This window comes from uncultured Algibacter sp., from assembly GCF_963976535.1.
GTDB lineage: Bacteria > Bacteroidota > Bacteroidia > Flavobacteriales > Flavobacteriaceae > Algibacter_B.
Map to the genome: position 1 here is coordinate 1 of NZ_CAXBLF010000047.1, position 22,030 is coordinate 22,030.

General features: G+C 34.5%; 19 protein-coding genes and 1 pseudogene. All 20 read right to left on the reverse strand.

Features of this window, described 5'->3' with window-relative positions; genetic code table 11:
* The coding region (locus tag AAC024_RS12035; RefSeq protein WP_339895702.1) for a class I SAM-dependent methyltransferase at positions 1-262 on the reverse strand (262 nt) is incomplete at its 3' end.
* 19 nt (positions 263-281) lie between these two features.
* Positions 282-2,228, reverse strand: coding sequence for a heavy metal translocating P-type ATPase (locus AAC024_RS12040; RefSeq protein WP_339895704.1), 1,947 nt, complete (start codon positions 2,226-2,228; stop codon positions 282-284).
* 55 nt (positions 2,229-2,283) lie between these two features.
* Positions 2,284-2,547: pseudogene (locus tag AAC024_RS12045) on the reverse strand (transcriptional repressor); the annotation flags it as partial.
* Positions 2,548-2,580: 33 nt separating this feature from the next.
* The gene (locus AAC024_RS12050) at positions 2,581-3,456 is read right to left on the reverse strand and encodes a DUF4249 domain-containing protein (protein ID WP_339895706.1); all 876 of its coding nucleotides are present in this window, start codon (positions 3,454-3,456) and stop codon (positions 2,581-2,583) included.
* Positions 3,457-3,460: 4 nt separating this feature from the next.
* On the reverse strand, positions 3,461-5,863 hold the full coding sequence (locus tag AAC024_RS12055) for a TonB-dependent receptor (RefSeq protein ID WP_339895708.1): 2,403 nt from the start codon (positions 5,861-5,863) through the stop codon (positions 3,461-3,463).
* A 157-nt stretch (positions 5,864-6,020) separates the two neighbouring features.
* A complete protein-coding gene (locus AAC024_RS12060; protein ID WP_339895710.1) occupies positions 6,021-6,773 on the reverse strand; it encodes a methyltransferase in 753 nt (250 codons plus the stop codon).
* A 73-nt stretch (positions 6,774-6,846) separates the two neighbouring features.
* Positions 6,847-7,419 carry a helix-turn-helix domain-containing protein gene (locus AAC024_RS12065; protein ID WP_339895712.1) on the reverse strand — a complete coding sequence of 191 codons (573 nt, stop codon included), beginning with the start codon at positions 7,417-7,419 and terminating at the stop codon, positions 6,847-6,849.
* 590 nt (positions 7,420-8,009) lie between these two features.
* Positions 8,010-9,971, reverse strand: coding sequence for a heavy metal translocating P-type ATPase (locus tag AAC024_RS12070; RefSeq protein ID WP_339895714.1), 1,962 nt, complete (start codon positions 9,969-9,971; stop codon positions 8,010-8,012).
* 116 nt (positions 9,972-10,087) lie between these two features.
* Complete coding sequence (locus AAC024_RS12075) at positions 10,088-10,630, reverse strand: hypothetical protein (protein ID WP_339895716.1); 543 nt, start codon at positions 10,628-10,630, stop codon at positions 10,088-10,090.
* A 172-nt stretch (positions 10,631-10,802) separates the two neighbouring features.
* Positions 10,803-11,057, reverse strand: a complete 255-nt coding sequence (locus tag AAC024_RS12080) for a hypothetical protein (RefSeq protein WP_339757877.1) — start codon at positions 11,055-11,057, stop codon at positions 10,803-10,805.
* A 25-nt stretch (positions 11,058-11,082) separates the two neighbouring features.
* Complete coding sequence (locus AAC024_RS12085; protein ID WP_339895718.1) at positions 11,083-11,442, reverse strand: STAS/SEC14 domain-containing protein; 360 nt, start codon at positions 11,440-11,442, stop codon at positions 11,083-11,085.
* A 42-nt stretch (positions 11,443-11,484) separates the two neighbouring features.
* Complete coding sequence (locus tag AAC024_RS12090) at positions 11,485-11,901, reverse strand: transcriptional repressor (protein ID WP_339757881.1); 417 nt, start codon at positions 11,899-11,901, stop codon at positions 11,485-11,487.
* Positions 11,902-11,905: 4 nt separating this feature from the next.
* Positions 11,906-12,244 (reverse strand): P-II family nitrogen regulator, encoded by a 339-nt coding sequence (locus AAC024_RS12095; protein ID WP_339757884.1) that lies wholly within the window; start codon positions 12,242-12,244, stop codon positions 11,906-11,908.
* A gap of 249 nt (positions 12,245-12,493) precedes the next feature.
* Positions 12,494-13,768, reverse strand: a complete 1,275-nt coding sequence (locus tag AAC024_RS12100) for an efflux RND transporter periplasmic adaptor subunit (RefSeq protein WP_339895721.1) — start codon at positions 13,766-13,768, stop codon at positions 12,494-12,496.
* A gap of 16 nt (positions 13,769-13,784) precedes the next feature.
* On the reverse strand, positions 13,785-18,185 hold the full coding sequence (locus AAC024_RS12105) for a CusA/CzcA family heavy metal efflux RND transporter (protein WP_339895723.1): 4,401 nt from the start codon (positions 18,183-18,185) through the stop codon (positions 13,785-13,787).
* 114 nt (positions 18,186-18,299) lie between these two features.
* On the reverse strand, positions 18,300-18,692 hold the full coding sequence (locus AAC024_RS12110) for a hypothetical protein (protein WP_339895724.1): 393 nt from the start codon (positions 18,690-18,692) through the stop codon (positions 18,300-18,302).
* Positions 18,693-18,886: 194 nt separating this feature from the next.
* Positions 18,887-19,738 carry a hypothetical protein gene (locus AAC024_RS12115; RefSeq protein WP_339895725.1) on the reverse strand — a complete coding sequence of 284 codons (852 nt, stop codon included), beginning with the start codon at positions 19,736-19,738 and terminating at the stop codon, positions 18,887-18,889.
* Positions 19,739-19,814: 76 nt separating this feature from the next.
* Positions 19,815-20,357 carry a hypothetical protein gene (locus AAC024_RS12120; RefSeq protein ID WP_339895726.1) on the reverse strand — a complete coding sequence of 181 codons (543 nt, stop codon included), beginning with the start codon at positions 20,355-20,357 and terminating at the stop codon, positions 19,815-19,817.
* 190 nt (positions 20,358-20,547) lie between these two features.
* The gene (locus tag AAC024_RS12125) at positions 20,548-21,114 is read right to left on the reverse strand and encodes an AraC family transcriptional regulator (protein WP_339895727.1); all 567 of its coding nucleotides are present in this window, start codon (positions 21,112-21,114) and stop codon (positions 20,548-20,550) included.
* 181 nt (positions 21,115-21,295) lie between these two features.
* A complete protein-coding gene (locus AAC024_RS12130) occupies positions 21,296-22,003 on the reverse strand; it encodes a PepSY domain-containing protein (protein ID WP_339895729.1) in 708 nt (235 codons plus the stop codon).
* Between the last annotated feature and the right edge of the window lie 27 nt (positions 22,004-22,030).

The window sequence follows — 22,030 nt, forward strand, 5'->3', positions numbered from 1 at the left end:
TTGATTGGTCTTTTAAGCGTTTTTTGGCTCTATCCAACGCAGCTTCAGAGATGTCCAACACGGTGATATCCTTAAATCCCAACTTTAATAAATGGTCTACCAAAAAACTATCTCCACCACCAATATCGATGATTTTTGCAGATTTAGAAATATTAGATGCTTTAAAAAATGATAAAGATGTTTCTGGCACGACTTCATACCAACTCACTTCATTTAAAGATTTTGTTTTAAAAACATTTTCCCAATGTGCTTTTCTACTCATAGTATTGTGATATTATGTTTTAACTCCAAGTCATGCGTTGTATGCGTACCGCATTAAAAATAGCCAATAAAGCAACACCTACATCAGCAATTACAGCTTCCCAAAGCGTTGCCATTCCCATTGCTCCCAAAGTTAACACCAATACTTTAACGCCCAAGGCTAAAATTATATTTTGCCATATAATTTTATTGGTCGCATTTCCAATATGTATGGCTGTTGCAATTTTTGAGGGTTGGTCGGTTTGTATCACAACATCAGCGGTTTCAATAGCAGCATCACTACCCAAGCCTCCCATTGCCAAACCTACATCCGAGAGTGTGATTACAGGTGCATCATTAATGCCATCGCCAACAAACGCAACAATTCTTCCTTGTTTTTTTAGTTTTTCAACTTCATTGATTTTTTCTTCGGGAAGCAAGCCGCCAATAGCTTTATCAATTCCCAGTTGATTTGCAATTTTATCGACAACCAATTGTTTATCGCCAGAAAGCATCACAATTTCTGTTATTTTTTTAATACGATGTAAAGCACTTATGGCTTCTTTGGCATCATCCTTAATGGTATCGGCAATGGTTATATAGCCTTCATATTTTCCATTAATAGCAATTACAACAATCGTTTCAGTGTTCGATTTTAATTGCTCATCATATTGAATATTAAACTTTTCCAATAACTTTAAATTACCCGCTAAAACTTCATATTTCCCTATTTTACCTTTCATTCCGTGACCAGAAATTTCCTCCACTTCGGATGCCGTTAAGGATGCGTTTTCAAGGTCAGCGTATTTTACAATAGCTTCAGCAATGGGATGTGTTGAATTGCGTTCTAAAGTGGCTACCAGTTCTACCAATTCATTTTTATCTAATGTGATAGAAACCACTTCTTGAACTTCAAAAACACCTTTGGTAAGTGTTCCTGTTTTATCCATGACCACTGTATCCACTTTGGTCATTAAATCCAAGAAATTGGAACCTTTAAATAAAATCCCGTTACGCGAACCTGCTCCAATACCACCAAAATAGCCCAACGGAATGGAAATTACCAAAGCACAGGGACAAGAGATCACTAAAAAGATTAAAGCACGCTCTAACCACATTTGAAACTGGTATGCCTCACCAAGAAAAAAGTAAGGAATTATAAGCAATGCAATGGCCAACCAAAATACAATGGGCGTATATATTTTTGCCAAACGACTGATTAGAAGTTGCGTTTTGGCTTTTCTGCCGACAGCTTCTTGTACCAGTTTTAATATTTTAGAGAGCTTGGTATCTTCGTATTTACTAGTGGTTTTAATCTCTATTAAGGTGTTGAGGTTTAACATTCCTGCCAAAACAGTCTCACCTTTTTCTTTGGTGTCTGGTGCAGACTCACCAGTTAAAGCTGCTGTATTTAAAGTTGCATAATCTGAAACCAATGCGCCATCTAAAGCAATTTTTTGACCAGGTTTGGCTTGAATGATTTGCCCAATTTCTACATCTTTTGGATGCATGCTTATAAGGTTTCCGTTTTCTAAAACCGAAACTTCTTCTACTTGAACTTTTAACAAGGCTTCAATTGAGCGTTTTGCCTTGTTTACTGCAGCTTCCTGAAATAATTCGCCTACTACATAAAATAGCATTACGGCAACACCTTCTTCATAAGATCCTATTACAAAAGCACCAAGTGTAGCAACAGACATTAATACAAACTCATTGTAAATATTTCCTTTCACAATGAGTTTAGCGGCTTTTAATACAATAGGACCGCCAACAACTATATAAATAATTCCAAACCAAATTAAAGGAATGGGTGCTTTAAAAAATGGAATGTCGTAAAAGTCTATACCTATTCCCAATAGCAAAAAAAATATACCAACCACAGGTGCAATATAGTTTTTGTTTAAGCTAACTGTTGTTTTTGGTTTAGGGGTTTCTTGGGTATAATCTACAGCACAAGCACCATCTTCACATTTTAAATCTTCACTCATTATTTTATTTTGTTTGTTGCAAAGTACATTAATGAGTCATGCAATGGAAGTGCATTTATTGTTCATTACATTTATCGCAAATGCCTTTAACCACCAAGTTCACATTTTCTGCTTTAAAACCTTCTAGTAAATTAATGTGTGGGATTTTATGCGCTGTTAAACAAACGGTTTCATTGCAATTTGTACAGTGAAAATGCAGGTGTAAATCGGTGTCCATTTCGCAATTGCAATTTTCTTCACATAAGGCATATTTTGTAATACCAGTTCCATCATCTATTTGATGGGCGATACCATTTTCTACAAAGGTTTTTTCCGTTTGCTGAAATTATCCTTTGGAATATTGAAACTTCCTCTACTCGACGAACGTATAAACCTCGTTTACAAATTCTGTAACCCTAAAATACCCAAAAGCATAATCATCGGGATTTTCTGGATTTATGAAATTACCTTTTAGCCGTATTGGTACCGTTGCAAAGGGGTCTCCTGCATTATCGCCTTGCTCAATTAATGTATCCAAAAAATCGTAATACTCTTCAGTTATGCCAAACAGGTATATATCTACCATATCTCCGGGTAGTATCTCATCTGCTTGGTCGGCCTCGTTTTCTTCATAAAAAATAGACATTTCGTTACCATTTGTAAATTCGTCAGATAGGACTACCCTTAGAGGCAGCAAATCATTACCTTCCAAAAATGTGGCATAGTAAAAATTCACTTCATTTTCTGGATCATTAAAATAGATGGTTAGGTCTAGCTCTTCTTCGTCTGAACCACCTATACGGGATTGCTCTATTCTATCTATTTCAGGAACAGGTATTAATGTTTCTTGAGCGGTATAGGTCTCATTATTATAAATCACCTCTAAGTTATAGGTGTTGTTAATTATTGGTTCAAAATCTGCGGTTGTATAACGACCATCCTGTTGGTCTTCAAAAATAAACACATCGCCGTTTGTAACGTTTTCAACCCTTACTGATGCGCCTGTTACAGGGCTTGGTGTTAGATCGTAAAATGGGGTGGATAGGCTTAATTTTATGGTTTGGTTATTTCCTAACGAGCCTTTTTCCCAACCTAGTGATGCTTCAATAACCAAACGTGGGGCTTCGGTTGGTACGCTTATATCTACCACATCTGTGCAGGAAAAAGCAATCAAACCAAGTAAAGCCATTTTTAGTGCGTGTTTTGATTTTAATATGTTTTTGCGTATTATTTCTATTAAAGTGTTCATTTTATTAAAATTTAAAGTTATAGGTTATTGAAGGGATAATACCAAATATGGAAGTCCTTGTTGCTTCGTTTGCTCCTGTATTATAATTTTGACCAAATGTTATAGAGGCGGCATTTCTTCTATTGTACATATTATAAATGCTAAAAACCCATTCGCCTTTCCATTGCTTATCTGGTTTGCGATTGGGTTTGTAGGTTGCCGAAAGATCTATCCTATGGTAAGCAGGTAATCTATTGGCATTTCTATTGTTGTAGATTACAACAGAAGATCCGTCGTATTCAAATTGACCGGTTGGATACGTAACTGGGCGACCGGTTTGATAGACTGCATTTGCGCTAAATGTCCATTTATCTGTAAATTTATACATTCCTGTGATGGAAATATCGTGTGTGCGATCAAAAGGCGCATTATACCAATTGCCATTATTAATTCCCGGACCTCCTGCAATTCCACCAAAAGAGCGTTGCTCTGTTTTAGCTAAAGTATATGAAAACCAGCCCGTAAAGCGCCCTTTGTTTTTTCTAAGCATCAATTCTAAGCCATAGGCTCTTGCTTCCCCATTTAATATTTCGGTTTCGATGGTGTTATTACCTATTAAATCTGCGCCATCAATATAGTCAATTCGGTTGTCGGTAGTTTTATAATAGGTTTCTGCTTCAAAGGAATATGCATTGTCATTGAATTTTTTATAATACCCTAAAGCATATTGGTTAGACAGTTGCGGTTTTACATAAGTTCCGCTCGTTGTCCAAACGTCTAAAGGTGTTACTGATGCCGTATTAGATAGCAATTGCAGATATTGTGCTGTACGTGTGTAACTTCCCTTTATTGAAGAATGGTCAGATAATTTGTACGACAATCCTATGCGTGGTTCTAAATTTCCGAATTGTTTAATGGTTTGGCCTCTAGAATATTCTGTTTCTCCAATAGCTTCACCACTTTGGTAGATGCCTAGTCCTTGGTTATAAACTACTGGCTGATTATTTGCATAATTTGTGATGGCCTGTCCGCCCAATCGGTTGAATGTGCTGTAGCGCAAACCATATCTTGCAGTAAGCTTATCTGTAATAGTATGTTCTACACTAGCATAAGCTCCTGCTTCAAAAGCCCTTTTTTGGTCTAATTTTAATGGGTTAATGGGTGAAGTTGGCGTAGATGGTGTAATTTCCCCGGGATTTAAATTATACGAAATACCACTAAGTCCAAAGTCTATTTTTATTTTATCGCTTGCATAATAGCCAAAATCGTATTTTAGGTTAAAATTTTGTATATCCGATATCCAATCCAATTTAACAAAATCGAGTACTATTTGATAGTCGTATTTACTATATATAAGCGACAGGTTAGAGAATAGTTTATCGTTAAAAATATGGTTCCAGCGTAGGTTACCAGTGATGTTACCGTAATTACTATCCAAAAGGCTTGATATATTAAAAACATCTCTACCAAAATAGCTTGATAAATATATTTTATTGTTTTCGTTAATTTCATAATTGGCTTTAAGGTTTAGATCGTAAAAACTGATATTATTGTTTGTTAGCTCTTCCGAAAGCCCCATAAAAAGCTGTGCATACGTTGATCTTCCTGCCAAAAGAAAAGAGCCCTTCTTTTTAAACAAAGGGGCTTCTACGGCAAGCCTACTTGAAATTAACCCGATACCTCCATTAAGCTCTAGCCTTTTGTTGTTGCCGTCTTTTTGCCTTACATCTAAGACTGAAGCTGTTCGACCACCGAATTTAGCAGGAATGTCACCTTTATAAAGTTTTACATCTTTAATGGCATCATTATTAAAAATCGAAAAAAGTCCAAAAAAGTGAGACGTATTGTAAATAATCGCTTCATCCAAAAGCACTAAATTTTGATCTACAGCACCTCCTCTTACGTTAAAACCCGCAGAACCTTCTCCATTATTGGACACTCCTGGCAGAAGCTGAATGGTCTTTATAAGATCGACTTCACCTAACACGGCAGGCACTAGTTTAACTGTTGCCGCTTTTAAAGCAACAACGCCCATTTGGGGCTTCCGAATGTTTAATCTCTCTGAACCATCAGTTGCTGTAATAACGACTTCATCAAGTATGCTTGGATCTTCTTTAATTTCAATGTTGAGTTTTGTATCTTTATTAAGAAATACCTCTTTTTGTATTTCTTTGTATCCTAAATACGAAACAACCAATATGTATTTTCCTTCTGGTGCCGTTATTGAGTAAAAGCCATACTCATTTGTGGTTGTGCCTATGGTTGTACCTTTTAAATAAACCGTTGTGCCAAACAAGGTTTCACCATTAGTCTCATCACTAATAGTGCCACGCAAGGTGTATTCTTCTTGTGCGAATAACATGCTGTTAATTAAAATAAAAAATAATGGTAAAAAGGATGTCTTGAATAATTGACTTAAATATTCCATATATAATTTGATTGTTTTAAAATAGATTTTTTTCTTTGTCTGAATGTCTAAAGTTTTGGTTGGGATTTACTCATGTCTGAGACACAAACCAGCTTTATAGAGTATATTATGAAGACTACAACTGCTTTATTATCGTATCTGCAGCGTTGTGTATTTATTAGCGATTGATCTCATCCAATAATTTTTGCTTTTTCATAATCTTTAATACTATGTAAATTATTGATGAAACCAAAGCACCATAAAACCAGAAGTCATATTCAAATCTAATAGCTTGTAGTTTTATCATTTCACCGATAAAATTAAAAGCCCAAAATAATAGAAACACGGCTGCTAAACCGTTTTTCTCTTTTTTTAGTGCCTTTTTGATACTAAAAGGATATTTAGCTTTTTGATAATACTTAAATGAAGGCATAAATGCAGGTGTGTTTTTGGCCCAATCCAGATAAGTGTTTCCAAATTTTTGTCTTAAAAAACTTTCTTCGGCATACATAATGCGTTCATAATAAAAGGCGTAGAACAAAATGAAGGCAATCACAAACCAAGTATTTTCAGTGAGCATTGCCACACCAAGCCACATAAAGAAATTACCCAAATATAAAGGATGCCTAACTATTGAATAGATACCTGTAGTGTTTAGCTCTTCAGCAATTTGCCCTTCTTTTGTATTTCTTCCAGATGTGTTTTTTGGTGTATAACCTACTGTGACCACGCGTATATACAAACCAAATAAACTAATGCCAAGGCAAATGTAGTAGTAGAATTCTGGTAGCCAATTACCTGTTGCTACAGTGTTGTAATGTTTTTGATAGATAAATACCAATAAGCCAATAACTAAAATAATCAGTGGTAAATAACTTCTATTTTTAAATAAAAAGTCGCCTTGTGTTTTAAATTCTTCTTGTAATGCCATGCTTTAAGGGTTTAAATTCCCTCAAAGAACGAAATGTCAATGTACAAGATTATTTACCTGTTGTCCAGAATGCTTATTCTGTACCTATTATCTTTTTTTTAGCAATAGAATTCTTGAATTGCGTAGGGGTTATTCCTTTGACTTTCTTGAAAGTAGCATTAAAAGAAGACTTGGAACTAAAACCGACTTCTGTCGCCATCCCGAAAAGCGTAAAATGGGCATGTTGGTCGTTTTGTAGGTTTTTTACAAACGCATCAACTCTATATTCATTGACAAAATCTTGAAAATTTTTGTTTAAATGTAAGTTTATAACCTCAGAAATATATTGCCTAGGAATATTTAATTTTTTTGAAACGTTATGGATTGATAATCTAGAATCCATAAACAATTTGTCTTTTTCCATCGCCTGTATTAAAGCATTTTTATATTTTTCAATTAATTCAGGCCTTAGGTTAGAGGATTTGTACTTGGTGATCTTGGTATTTGGTATAAGCTCTTTTGGCTTACTTATGAAATAAAAAGTAATAAAATAAAACAAGAATGCAATAACAAGAAGCAAATAGGTGTTAAAATCATCATCTTCAGAAAACACAATAGGCGCTAACTCAAACAAATCAAGAACACCATTTATATATGAAACGCTCATTATTAAAACAATGGGGGCAACAAAGTACAGGATCCAATTTGCCCTTTTAGTTCTTAGTAAGTTGTATAAAATGTAAATTAAGTAACCTAAAAACACAAAGTCAATTAACGTCTCTATTAGTTCTAAAAAATCGTTTTCCTCATCCGAGACAATTTCCAATGTTTCAATTGAAAATGAAAATAAACTGGGCAAGAAAAATAAATAATCCCTTTTTAAAAAAACTTCATTGTCTGATCTAAAATATTTAAAATACAAAAATAGAAACGTTAGGAATAGCGAACTGTCAAACAGAACCCAATCTGCGCCCTCTATAAAAAGGTTGTTGTCATCATCACCAATTATGTACAACAGTATAGATACAATACTTCCAAAAAAGAGCCAAAAAGTTATTTTCTTATAGTTCTTTCGGGTTCTATAAAAAATAAATAAAATAAAAAGTCCTTGCAGCAAGGCAACTATTTGGATGATTTTAAGCATTGGTTCTAATTTTATTATGTAACTCTTATAAAAGAAAAATATTTTAAAATTAAAAAGAAACAGAGTTTAAATTTCACTCCATCAAGTAATTTTCTATGTTATCATTATCTATTTCAATTCTCTTTAAATCGCAATAATCTCAACGCATTAATTACAACAATTAATGTAGAGCCTTCGTGTATAGCAATTGCCATACCTATACTTGCCCAACCAATTAGTGTTGACGGAATTAAAACACCAACAATACCTAAACTTATCCACAGATTTTGTTTTATTATACGTTTAGATTTTCTGCTTAAGCCAATTACAAATGGTAGATTTTCAATTTTATCAGACATTAAAGCTACATCTGCAGTTTCGAGCGCAACATCGCTTCCTGCTGCTCCCATTGCAATACCTACTGTACTGTTTGCCATTGCTGGCGCATCATTTACGCCATCGCCAACCATTGCAATTTTAGTGTATTTTTCTTTTAATTCTTGAATGGCTGTTACTTTATCTTCTGGTAATAGGTTTCCTTTTGCTTCTGTAAGTCCTATTTGTTTGGCAATAGAATCGCCTACATTTTGGTGATCGCCAGTAAGCATTATCATTTTTTCTATACCCATTTCTTTTAGACGCTTTAAGGTTGTAATTGCTGTTTCTCTTGGTGTGTCCATAACACTTAATAAACCAATTAATTCGTTTTTAAATGCGACTAACATTGCGGTATGACCATTTTGAAGCAATTCGTTCATTTGTGTTGAAATCACCTCATTAATAGCAATATTCTGATCTATCATTAATTTTGCATTTCCTACAAAAACGACTTCTTTATTATAGGTTGCTTTAAGGCCTTTTCCTTGAATGGCTTTTATATTTGAAGCCTTATTTTTTGCTTCAATCTTGTATTTCGATTTTATGTCTTTTGAAATAGCCTTTGCTAAAGGATGATTACTCAAACTCTCAACATCTAATACCAAATTTAAAAATTCATTTTCATCAAATCCGTTCAACGGAATGGCATTGGTTAATTTTGGTTTTCCTTCGGTAAGTGTTCCTGTTTTATCGAATGCAATAGTGGTTAAACTTCCCAAATCTTCTAACGGACGACCTCCTTTTATTAAAACGCCTCCTTTTGCAGCTCTCGAAATACCACTCAAAACTGCACTTGGTGTAGAAATTGCTAATGCACAAGGACTTGCTGCTACCAATACACTTATGGCTCTATAAATACTTGCTGTAGAATCTTCGCCTGTTATTAAATATGAAAACCATAATATAGCTACTAAAATAATTACGGCTGGTACAAACCATTTTTCAAATTTTTTGGTCAATAATTGTGTTGGTGATTTTTGCGTTTCGACTTCGCTTACCATTTTTACCAAACGCGAAATAGTAGAGTCTTTACTTAATTTTAATACCTTAACTTCGAGTGCATTATCGCCATTAATAGTACCTGTAAAAACAACATTTAATTTATCAATAGTATTAAATTCTGGTAAATTATTTGTGTCTGAAACAGCAAACTTATCAACTGGCATACTTTCACCCGTTATGGAAGCTTGGTTGATGCTGCTACTTCCTTTTATAATAACACCATCTGCAGCAATTTTGGTATTTGGTCGTATTACAATAATATCGTTAAGTTGTAATTTTTCTATGGAAATTTCTTCTACTTTATCTCCTCTTTTAACCAATGCCATTTTTGGTGATAAATTACCCAATGCTTCGATTGATTTTTTTGCTTTGTTCATTGCATATTTTTCCATTGCGTGACCAATACTAAATAAAAATAATAGCAATGCACCTTCTTCCCAACTGCCAATATATGCAGCGCCAACAGCAGCAACAATCGTTAAAAAATCGATTTCAAACTCGCCTTTTCTTACTTTTACAATAGCTTCAAGCGTTGTAAAATAACCACCAAAAAAATAGGTTGCTATATAACTGTATAGGGCTATTTCTGGTAATTTGAATCCCAATTCTAAAATTAAGCCTGTAAAGAAAAATACGCCACTTAAAATAGCAAAGTATAACTCGGTTTTTTTACCGAAAATACCATCGTGTGAGTGATTGTGTTCTTTATTTTTCATGTGTAGATAATATTTGTTTTTTAACGGTTATATGTAATTCGCATATCTTTATTGGTGTTTGCGACCAATTTTCGGTCATGCTCATTTCATACGTTTCAAATGTTTTTAATTTATAGTCATTCCAATTTCAATACCAATTGGGCAAACTGTACTTGTATGGTATCATCCAAACCCTGTATTAAGGAATCCAGACCTATATCTGACACTAAAACCTGACCTCGTGCACTTATGAGACAAGACACACTTACTCCTTGTTCTATATGGGTAATGGTTGCTTTGAATTGTGATTTAAAGGATTTCCCTTGATAAGTAACATCTACCAGCCAATTAAAGTTGATGGACTCATGTCGTTTTGATAAAAAATCCTGTGATGGAATAGTACCAGTGAACCGAAGCATTAAAGGGTCTTCCAGCTCTTTTAAACTGGAATTGACTTCAGGAATATCTGTTGATAAGGTTTTTAGGTCGAGTACACCATTAACCACTTTGGAATCATAATCAAGATATAGGGTCAATTTATGGCTTTCTGCCTTGACGGATTTATCGTCAACCAAAGCCATCATCATTATATGACCTTCTTCAGTTGTATAAATTTTTTGGGCGCTAACTTTATAATAACTAACCAACAAGATTATTAAAATAAAATATTTAGCATTCATAATATCTATCTGTAATTGTATAATTAAAAAAAGCAGCTTCTACTTTTGCTTTTAATGCTATTAATCATGTTGCTTTGAAAAAGCATCATAAAAGCTGCCTGCTAATAATTAAGTTTTCACTCATTATTTAAAAAAAACATCATTTAAGCAAATTAAGTTCTATTACTGGCCATCAATGTTTTCTGTTTTTTATACCGAAATAATAAATTAGTGCAATACTGACACCTAATAGTCCGAACAGAATATTCTCAAAAATTTGATTCCCATTTGTATTCAAAATTTCAATTAAATTATTCTTTAAATAATGCCACCAATTAATTTCGTTAGCTTGATTCCCAAAGTTGAAAATACTAATTCCTAGGGGTTGAATAATAAATACACCTATGGCAAACCCAATTAAAATGGTAATAGATTTTTTTTTATTCATCAAACTGTCTTTAACGGAAAGAAGCTTACTGACTCTCAATCCATATTTTGGCTTCTTCCTTTTGGTTTATATTAAAATATTTAAGGTCGGCATTGGTAAAAGGCTTCATAAATTGGGTTGCCCATTCCTGCCATTTCTTGTCGCCTACCATGGCAATGCGTTCATAATCCTTTTCATGTGTAACATCCATTTTAAAATCTTCCCAAAGCCCTTTAATAGTCCATCCTTCAAAATTATTCATCTCAAAATACCAACGTACCTTTAAGCCCTTATCAAGAATAGAGTGAATAATAGGATGTATTTTCTCTATATCCTGTTGCTCTAATTTTCCAGTGGCTATAGTTGTAATCACGTTATCTTGTTTAATATCAATTATTTGTAACATTTGTTTAAAATTAACTTAATTATTTGTGCAACGGAAGTGCATTTATTGTCCATTACATTTATCGCAAATGCCTTTAACCACCAAGTTCACATTTTCTGCTTTAAAACCTTCTAGTAAATTAATGTGTGGGATTTTATGCGCTGTTAAACAAACGGTTTCATTGCAATTTGTACAGTGAAAATGCAGGTGTAAATCGGTGTCCATTTCGCAATTGCAATTTTCTTCACATAAGGCATATTTTGTAATACCAGTTCCATCATCTATTTGATGGGCGATACCATTTTCTACAAAGGTTTTTAGGGTGCGATACAAGGTTGTTCTTTCAGAATTATCAAAATACGCTTCAACATTTGTTAGACTGACTGCTACTTTTTTATTTAAGAGAAATTGTAAAACCAACAAACGCATAGCTGTTGGTTTTACATTATTGTTCTCTAATATTTGCTCTAAATTTGTCATTCTGCTATAAATTAAAGCGCTTTAAGGAATCTCCTGTCTTAATTTGAAAGGCATCCTCTATATTGGTTATATAAATAATGCCATCGGCTGGTTCTTCGGTTTTGCCGTTTGTCATAATTATCTCTATGGCCGCTTGGGCTTCTTCATTTTGGCACACCAATTCTATTTTAATTACTGGGCTATCGGTAATACGAAAATCCAGCGAAGGTTTTGCTCCTTTTGCCTTAAATGCTCCTGTGCCTTCGGCTTGCGAAAGGGTCATACTTTCAAACCCATTATCGGTCAGGGCTTCTATAATTTTTTGTATCCTGTTTGGTTTTACAAATGCTTTTACTTCTTTCATCTGTTGATGTTTATTTGTTTTTTAATTGTCAGATGTAATTATTTACATCGTGAATAATTGATTTTTAAAGGTGTTCATGAATCTTCGATTTCGCCAATCAACATTTCGGTTGGTATTCCCGCACGTGCGGGATTATAGCTCATTTCATCTTTAAAATATTTATATTATTTAATCGATTTTGAACCGAGTCTGTTTATAGTTTTTAACTAATTAAGACCACTAACAAACATGGAATCAAAATCTTTATTCTTAATGGTCATGCTCTAATTCACCTTTCACCATTTCTGAAGAAAGGTTATAAGCCCCTTTAATTACTACTTTAACTTCTTTTGAAATTTCTGCTGGAAGATTGACTTCAACAAAACCTAAATCGGTGATGCCAACAGTGACTGGTATCATTTTGAATTTCATTTTATTACCTTCCATTTCTTCGTCTTCATCCAAAATAAAAATAAAAGATTGCTCACCTTCTTTAATAATGGCTTCTTCAGGAACGGCATAACCCATTTTTTCGCCCTCTACTATTCTACCTTCCACATACATACCTGGAAGCAATTCATCATTTTTAATATCCATATCTGCGTGAATGTGCAACGCTTTTGGATCGGTCTCAAAAGTTTTACCAATAGAATGTACTTTAGCTTTAAGAATTTCATTGGGTTTAGAAGCTACTGTAAAGAAAACTGGCTGACCCAATTTTACTTTGCTAATGTCCTTTTCATAGACTTTTAAATCAACATGTAGTTTGGTATTATCACTAACAGCAAACATTTTGGTTTGTGGTGCTACATAATCGCCAAGGTTAACCAACACTTCATCTACAAAGCCTTTAATAGGCGTAATGATGGGTACTGCAGAAAAAATTTGACCCTCGGCAATTTTATCTGCATTCAATCCCAATAGCCTTAACTTTGATTTTAAGGCATTCACACTTGAAGTTGTTGAACGGAATTTAGACTGCGCCATTTGAAATTCTTTACCAGATGACACGCCTTTGTCATACAAGGTTTGTTTACGTTCAAAATCTTGTTTAAGGAAAACGAGGTCATCATTTTTTTCTTGAAATTCCTGCTGCATACTAATAATGTCTGGATGTTCTAAATATGCCAATATTTCCCCTTTTCGCACTTGGTCACCTTCAATGACTTTTATAGATCTTACATTACCACCTACAAAAGGGCTAATATTTGCTCTATCTTGTGGAAAGAGTTCAAGTGCACCAGTAACTTTAATATTGTTGCCTAAATTTCGTTCTTCTAAAGGTTTCGTTTCCAAACCGATGGTTTCAGCTTGTTGGATTGTAAGCTCCACAACACCTTCTTCTTCGCTATGACCTTCTTCCTCATGATGATCTTCTCCTTCTTCCTCTTTATGACCTTCTTCGCCGTGTGCATCTTTTTCGCCTTCTTTGGTTTTAGAAACGCCTTCATTTTCGTTATGCCCAAGTTCAGATTTTGGGGCATTATTACAACTCATAAACATAAGTGTAAATAATATGGTACCTACTAATAGTATATTCTTCATTTTTCTTTTTTTAAGGTTATAAATTGCCCAATTGATATTGTAACTCAATGGTTTGTTGGTTATACTGATTGATAAATTGTAAATGGTTTTGCTTGATTCTTATGGCACTGTTCAGAATTGTAATATAGTTTACATAATCTATTTCACCTTCTTTTGAAGCAAGTTCTGCCGTAGTAATCTGTTCTTCAGCTAAAATCAACGCACCTTCTTGGTAATAATCTAGCGTCTTTTGGGTTTTCTCCAAGGATTTTAACAATTGTGAAACCCTGCTTTCGGTGATGGCTTTCTGTTCCAGATACTGGTTTTCGGCCACCATTGCACCTGCCTTGGCGGCTTTAACTCTTGATTTCTGAGGAAAGAACCATAACGGAATATTGATACCCACCTGATAAGCACTGAACCCAGAAAAATCATTGTACTTGAGCTTGTCATAACTTAGGCTGAACTTGGGTAGGAACTGTGATTTTTCAACACCAATGTTTGCCTTACTCACTTCGGCATTTTGCATTGAATATTGTAATAGCGGGTTGTTAGCTACCGAAGTCGAATCCAGAATAGCGATAGAGTTCATCGCTTGATAAGGTAATTCCACTGTTTCGATTTCTTGATCTGTACCCAAATACTGTTTTAATGCTCTTTTAGCAATTTCAATATCATCATAGGCCTGTTGCCGTAATACTTGTATCTGTTGATATTCTGAAGATGCTGCAATAAATTCCAGTTTTCCGGTTTCTCCCGTATCGTAACGCGTTTCTGCGGCCGACCTGAAATTTGCATAGACACTGTCCAGTTGTTTTGCAAAGCGCAATTGTGCCTTGTTATAATTAATTTGTTCGTATGCTTGCATCACATTGCGAACTAATTGCTGTTCGTTAATTACATAGAATTTTTCTCCGAGTTTTATACGCTCTTTATAAAATTTGGTTTTTGAAAAACCTGAAAGTACATCAATATCTCCCTGTTGTACGCCATAGGTACTCAGTACTCCCTGTTGTACTCCTTGGTCTTCTCTACCAGTATATAAAGAGGTACTTCCAAAATCAAAACTTGTTCCTTTCATTGCTTGTTCGCGTTCAATTATAGCTTGACTTTCTTTAAGAGAAGGGTAATTTTCCTTTGCCATTGTGATAGCTTCCTCTATTGTTAAAGTTTGAGACATAGAATTGTTTTGAGCCCATAAAGTGCCAGAAGATAAAAACCCTCCAACCAACAGTAATACCGGAATAATGGTTTGACTTTTTTTGATATAACTTGTATCATCTCCATTATTTTTACGCGCTTTACGAGATTCCAACCAACTATAAAGTATTGGAACTACCACTAATGTTAAAAAGGTTGCCGTAATCAATCCGCCAATTACAACTGTAGCCAACGGTCTTTGCACCTCTGCGCCACCTGATGTAGATACTGCCATTGGAATAAAGCCCATAATGGCGGCTGTTGCTGTAAGTAATATAGGGCGCAAACGCTCGTGTGTTGCTTCGTATATTCTGTCTTTTATATTTGTCATTCCGCTTTCTTTTAATTCGTTGAATTTGTTTATCAATACCAGTCCATTTAATACCGCTACTCCAAAGAGGACTATAAATCCTACACCTGCCGAAATACTGAATGGCATACCGCGAATCCAAAGCGAAAAAACTCCACCTATTGCGGCTAATGGTACTGCCATATAAATCATTGCTGACTGTGAAAATGATTTGAGCGCAAAATAGAGTAGGATGAATATTAGAGATAAGGCAATAGGCACGACAATCATTAATCGGTCTGAAGCACGTTGTAAATTTTCGAATGAACCTCCGTAGGTTACATAATAACCTGGTGGCAATTTTACTTCTTTCTCCAGTTTTTGTTGTATTTCCTCTACCATCGATTTTACATCTCGTCCACGTACATTGACACCAACCGAAATTCGGCGGTAAGTATTGTCCCTTGAAATTTGCATTGGTCCTGGTTTATAGCTGATATCCGCTACTTCTTTTAAAGGCACTTGTGCACCACTTGGCAAATCGATGTATAGGTTTTTTAGGTTATTGATATCTTGTCTAAATGCTTCTGCTAAACGAATAACAACATCGAACCTCTTTTCGCCTTCAAAAATGACGCTCGCCTTTTCGCCTGCAAATGCAGCACTAACGTAGTCGTTTAATTTATCAACGGTTACACCATATTGCGCCATTTTTGCACGATTATATTGTACTGTCATCTGTGGTAACCCACTGGTGGCTTCAACATTTAAGTCTGCCGCACCAGGAACGGTTCTTATTACCGCAGCGATTTCCTGTACTTTATCTGCCAAAACCCCTAAATCTTCGCCATATAGTTTGATAGCCACATCTTCACGCACGCCTGTCAACAATTCATTAAAACGAAGCTCAACAGGTTGGGTAAACACAAAATTAACGCCTGGAATTACTGCAATTTTTTCTTGTATTTTTTCTATAAGTTCTTCCTTACTCTCGGCAGAAGTCCATTTGCTTTTATCCTTTTCCAGAATGATATAGCTATCGGCAATATCCATAGGCATGGGGTCTGTAGGAATTTCGGCTACACCAATTCTTGAAACTACAGTTTTCACTTCCGGAAATTCATTAATTAAATTCTGAAGTTTTTTTGAAGCCTCAATGGATTCTGTAAGGCTACTTCCAGGTTTTATCAAAGCTTGAAACGCAATATCCCCTTCATCAAATTTTGGGATAAACTCGCCACCCATATTGCTAAAGATATATCCAGCAATCATTAACAGTGCCACTGCACCAATAACAACTCCTGCTTTAAACCGCAGCGCAAACGAAAGCAATGGCTTATAGGCTTTGTTTAAAGCTGCCATAATTTTATCACTGAACCGATCAATACTATTTTCAAATTTGGCGAACCATCCATTTTGATTTTTTGTTGGTTTTAAGAATAATGCCGAAATCATAGGAACATAAGTCAAACAAAGAATGATAGCACCTAAAACTGCAAAACCAAAAGTAAATGCCATTGGTCGGAACATTTTACCTTCAACACCAGTTAAAAAGAGAATAGGTGTGAATACAATTAGTATAATTAATTGTCCAAAAAAGGCAGAGTTCATCATAGTGCTTCCTGAATCATAGGCCATTTGATCCATTTCTGCTTGGTCTATTGGTGCGTTGGACTTTTTAATCCGCTGATGAATATGAAGCACCATCCCTTCAACTATAATCACAGCACCATCTACAATGATTCCAAAATCAATCGCACCTAATGACATTAGATTTGCCCAAATACCAAACTGTTTCATTAAGATAAATGCAAATAATAAGGATAGTGGAATAACGGAAGCCGTTATCAATCCACCTCGAAAACTACCTAAAAGCAGTACCAATACAAAAATCACGATAAGTGATCCTTCAATCAAGTTCTTTTCTACGGTACTTGTTGTTCTTGCTATTAATTCACTTCTGCTTAAAAAAGGTTCGATATAAACACCTTCAGGTAGTGATTTTTGAATTTCATCAATACGTTTTTGTACATTGTCAATAACGTTGCTTGGGCTTTGTCCTTTAAGCATCAAGATTTGACCTCCAACAGATTCGTGACCATCTTGGGTAAACGCACCGTAACGTACCTGACTTCCATAGCCTACTTTTTCTGCAACATCCCTTATTAAAATAGGGCTTCCATTTTGAGTGATTACCACTGTATTTTCCAAATCTTCTAAACTTCTTGCCAATCCTTCACCACGAATAAAGTTAGCTTGATGATTTTTTTCAATATAAGCACCTCCCGTATTAGCATTATTTGTTTTTAGGGCTTCGAATACTTGGTTCATTGTTAAGCCAAAACTTTTCAGCTTATCTGGATTGATGGCCACTTCATATTGTTTGACATAACCTCCAAAAGCGTTGACCTCGACCACACCGGGCACCAATGCCATTTGACGTTTTACTATCCAATCCTGTATGGTTCGAAGCTCCATAGCATCGTACTGTTCTTCATAGCCTTCCTTTACTTTTAGGGTATATTGAAATATTTCACCTAATCCCGTCGTAATCGGCGCCATAAACGGAGTTCCAAAACCTTCAGGGATTTCATCGGCAACTTCGGTTAATTTTTCTTGTACTAATTGTCTTGGCAGATAAGTTCCTGCTTCATCTTTAAAAACAATGGTAACCACGGACAGCCCAAAACGGGATACCGAACGCAATTCGACAACATCCGGAAGATTTGCCATTGCCAACTCAACAGGGTAGGTTACAAATTGCTCGATGTCTTCGGTTCCTAAATTTGGAGCCACTGTAATGACCTGTACTTGGTTATTGGTGATATCTGGGACGGAGCCCAATTTTATAGTAGCCATAGACCAAATGCCTATACCCACAAGTGCCACTATAAATAGCCCAATAATAAATTTATTATTAATGGAATATGAAATGATTTTATTAATCATAGAAAATGTATTAATTCAGTTAAACCTCACGCAGTAATACGAAGGCGTTATTAATAATGTAAAATTGACCAGAGAATGGTCTTGAAAGGATATAGCTATCCTATGAAAACTGAATTATACTTGAGGGGGTTGGAAAAGAGATTCCAGAAATATGGAATTGAAGTTGAATGTATATGAATTAAACTGTTTTTTTTCTTCAAACTTTAATAGATTGAATACAGCTATACTCGTATTTGCAATAAATACTACAGGATGATAATATTGTTGATGAGAATGAACAGGCATATTCTCCTTATCTGAATTATTATGATGCCCTTTATTATTTACTTCATTATCGAAGTAATCTTCTAATACGTATTCATAGAAAGAGTCACCATAAACTTTATGGTCTTGGTAATGGGTAATAAAGCTTGAAATTTTCTGAATTGGTTCGCATACGTCCATATCCACACTAATTCCTTGAAAAAAGAATAAAATAGACATTGATATGGAAACGATTATCTTCATAAAGATTTACAAATATACAAATTAATGGATGCAACAGGTGTGCAAAAAAATTAAGGGGTTATCAACAAATATTGTTTTCTTGAATTGTTGGACAAATAACTGATTATAATCTTATTCTCATTTACACTACAAATTTACTGATTAAAGGACTTTAATATGTTGCATTAGTGCTGAGTGATTTAACGTAGCACATTTTATTCCACTTTAATTGAAAAATTGTCAACAAATAATTCAATATTTCCTGCAGTAGGGTTAGCCGTTGCACCAATTTGTACACGTTCGTAAACGGTAGGTTCTTGTAAAGTGAAATCAATTCCTTGATTTGTAAATACATCACTAAAAATCTGGGCATTTGGCATGTTCATAGCGCTTTCATTGAGAACTTCTGTGCCGTTAATAAGTAATCTATTAAGTCCGTTTTCAGTTTCAGACATCGTCATTTCCCATTGTACCGAAACCCATTGGTTTCTTGGAAAAGCAAAAATAGTTTGTTGTAAAGTTGTTCCTGATATTTTTCCTCGTTCTATGGAAAGATAATCATTACCTCCAGACATTAAAAGTCTAACTCCAGGGCATTGATTTTCCGATCCATAATTGTCTCCAACCGAAGGATCCCAACAAGAACAACATTCTAAATCAATAAGCAATAAATTTTCTAGGGATTCAGTTCCGGTGATATAGAAATCAGCAGTTATTGTGACTTCATCTCCTGATTTTATATTCAAACCATTTTTTTCAATGTCTATTTTTGATAATTGCGAATCCGATTGATATGAAAGAAAACGAAGTGCATTTTGTCCTTCAGTAAATTCTGCATTCGTAATAGAAATTTCATTAATGGCATTTGAAGGATTGGTTTGTTGTATTGTGGACCATCTTGTACCGTTTGAAGGAAACAGTTCATCTAACAAATCATTTTGGGTTTCAAATCCGTCTTCGAAAATAAAGTTTTCAGTCGTAGGTTCTTCGGTGTTGTTATTATCTGTACCACAAGCCACAAAAATGGACAAGCTGATAACAAAAAATAATATTTTATATTTTTTCATAATAAATCAACGTCCTAACCATCTTATTTATTGGGTTAAAATCAGAATTAGACTTCATATCTCTTAAAACAAATAGCTATTCCAATTTTAATACGAGCTGAGCAAACTGAATTTCAATAGTCTTATCTAAACCTTCTATTAAGGAATCCAAACCAGTATCTGACACTAAAACCTGACCCCTTGCGCTTATCAAGCAGGACATCGCTACTCCATGTTCAATATGTGTAATGGTGGCGTTAAATTGCGACTTATAGGACTTCTCTTGGTATATAACGGTTACTAGCCAATTGAAGTTAATTGGGTCGTGCCGTTTTGACAAAAAATCATGAGAAGGGATAGTGCCAGTAAACCGAAGTATTAAAGGGTTTTCCTGCTCTTGTAACATGGTGTTGATTTTAGAAATATCCGTTGTTATGGTTTTTAGGTCAAGGACACCATTAACTATTTTGGAATCATAATCAAGATATAAGGCCAATTTATGACTTTCTGCCTTGACAGGTTTATTGTTTACCGAAGTTATCATTTTAATGTGACCTTCTTCCGTTTTATAAGTTGATTGGGCTGTAACCTCACAAAATGTCATTAAAACGATTGTTAGAGTAAATAGTTTTGTTTTCATATTTATTGTTTTTTAATTGTAACATGTAACATCCATATAATCATTGTCCTCTGGTATCGAACTTTTAGTTATGGATGTTTCATAATATTTGTTTTTGTTGAATATTTTTTACACATAAAATTTCTAAAATTGACACTCATAATTTCAAAAAGTATCAATTATTATGAATCTACTTTTTATTAATAAATTCTTAAATTTCATCCAAATATGTTCTGTTTTTGTTTGTGCTTTTTTTGAATTTGGAAGGTGTCATTCCAGTAACCTTTTTAAACTGATTACTCAAATACGCAACACTACTATAGTTAAGCCTAATAGCTATTTCACTCAAGTTTAATTCGTCATAAACAATGAGTTCTTTTATACGTTCTATTTTTTGATTGATGATGTATTGCTCGAACGTAATACTTTCAACAGACGAGAAAAGAGAACTTAAGTATTTATAATCAAGATGTAATTTTTCACTTATATGGTCTGCCCATTTAATATCCAATTCGTCAGGCGAGTGATGGATTTTATCGACAACCAAAGTTTTCATTTGCTCGATAAGCTGGCTTTTACGGTCGTCAATCAAACTAAAGCCAGAATTTTGTAGTGCTAGGGAAAAAGCATTTTTAGTGCCCTCACTTAATGGCGTTGTCAATTCAACCTCACCTAATTTAATTGAGCTAAAGGGAATATGCAATTTCTCCAGAATAATCGTCACTGCCGAGATACATCTTGGACAGACCATATTTTTGATGTGGATTATAGTATTCATTTATTTTAAAACAATTTTATTCCTGCTTTTGAAAGGGAATAATAATAGGCCATAACAGCTGCTAATATGACAATAATGATTATTGCTAGGATTCCAACAATTTTATCCTTTTTGGAAATACTACTTTTCTGTTGAGGCCTACTTTTTTTATTCTTTCTTCTAACTCTTCTAGTTTCACTCACTATTTTTTCCGTTTTACAATTTTCCTTATCGTTGGTGATGATGTAAACCAAAGTAAAAAACCGCTTAACACTGTTATTAAACCTAATAACGAGAATGCCCTTAAAACGATAGTGTTAAAATTGTCTCTTCCTTCATAATCCATAGTATGTGTCATCCATAAAAAGTCGAACCAACGCCAATTGCGGTGTCTTACGGTTTGAAATTTTCCGTCGTTAACAGAAACGTACGCCTTAAGTGCTTCATCATTATCATAAGACATCACATAAGCTGGCAATAATCTCTCACGATACTCGTGCTTTTTATCAACTTCACTAATTAATTTAATGTCAATGACCTTTAGGGATTTGTCCATAAACTGATTGGCTACATATAATGCTTCACGTTCTGTAATCCCCTTTTTTAATTCTCCGTTTGATGCGTTGTAGAGCTGATTTTTATTTATCCAATAATATGGGATATTATCTATATCTCTCATTTCAATAGTCCTAATTCCTTTTGGTACATCTATTTTAGAGGGACTGATAAGATTATGGAACCCTTTAGGTTGGTAATGAGAATTTCTAAACTGGTCGCCGTGAATATCGTCAATATCCGTCCAACTAAAATACAAGCCACTAATAGTCCACATCAAGAATTGAATGCCAATGAAAAGGCCTAAATAGCGATGGGTTTTTCTAATTTTTAGTGCTGTGTGCCTGTTTACCATTTTTTATTGTTTTTATATAGAATAATT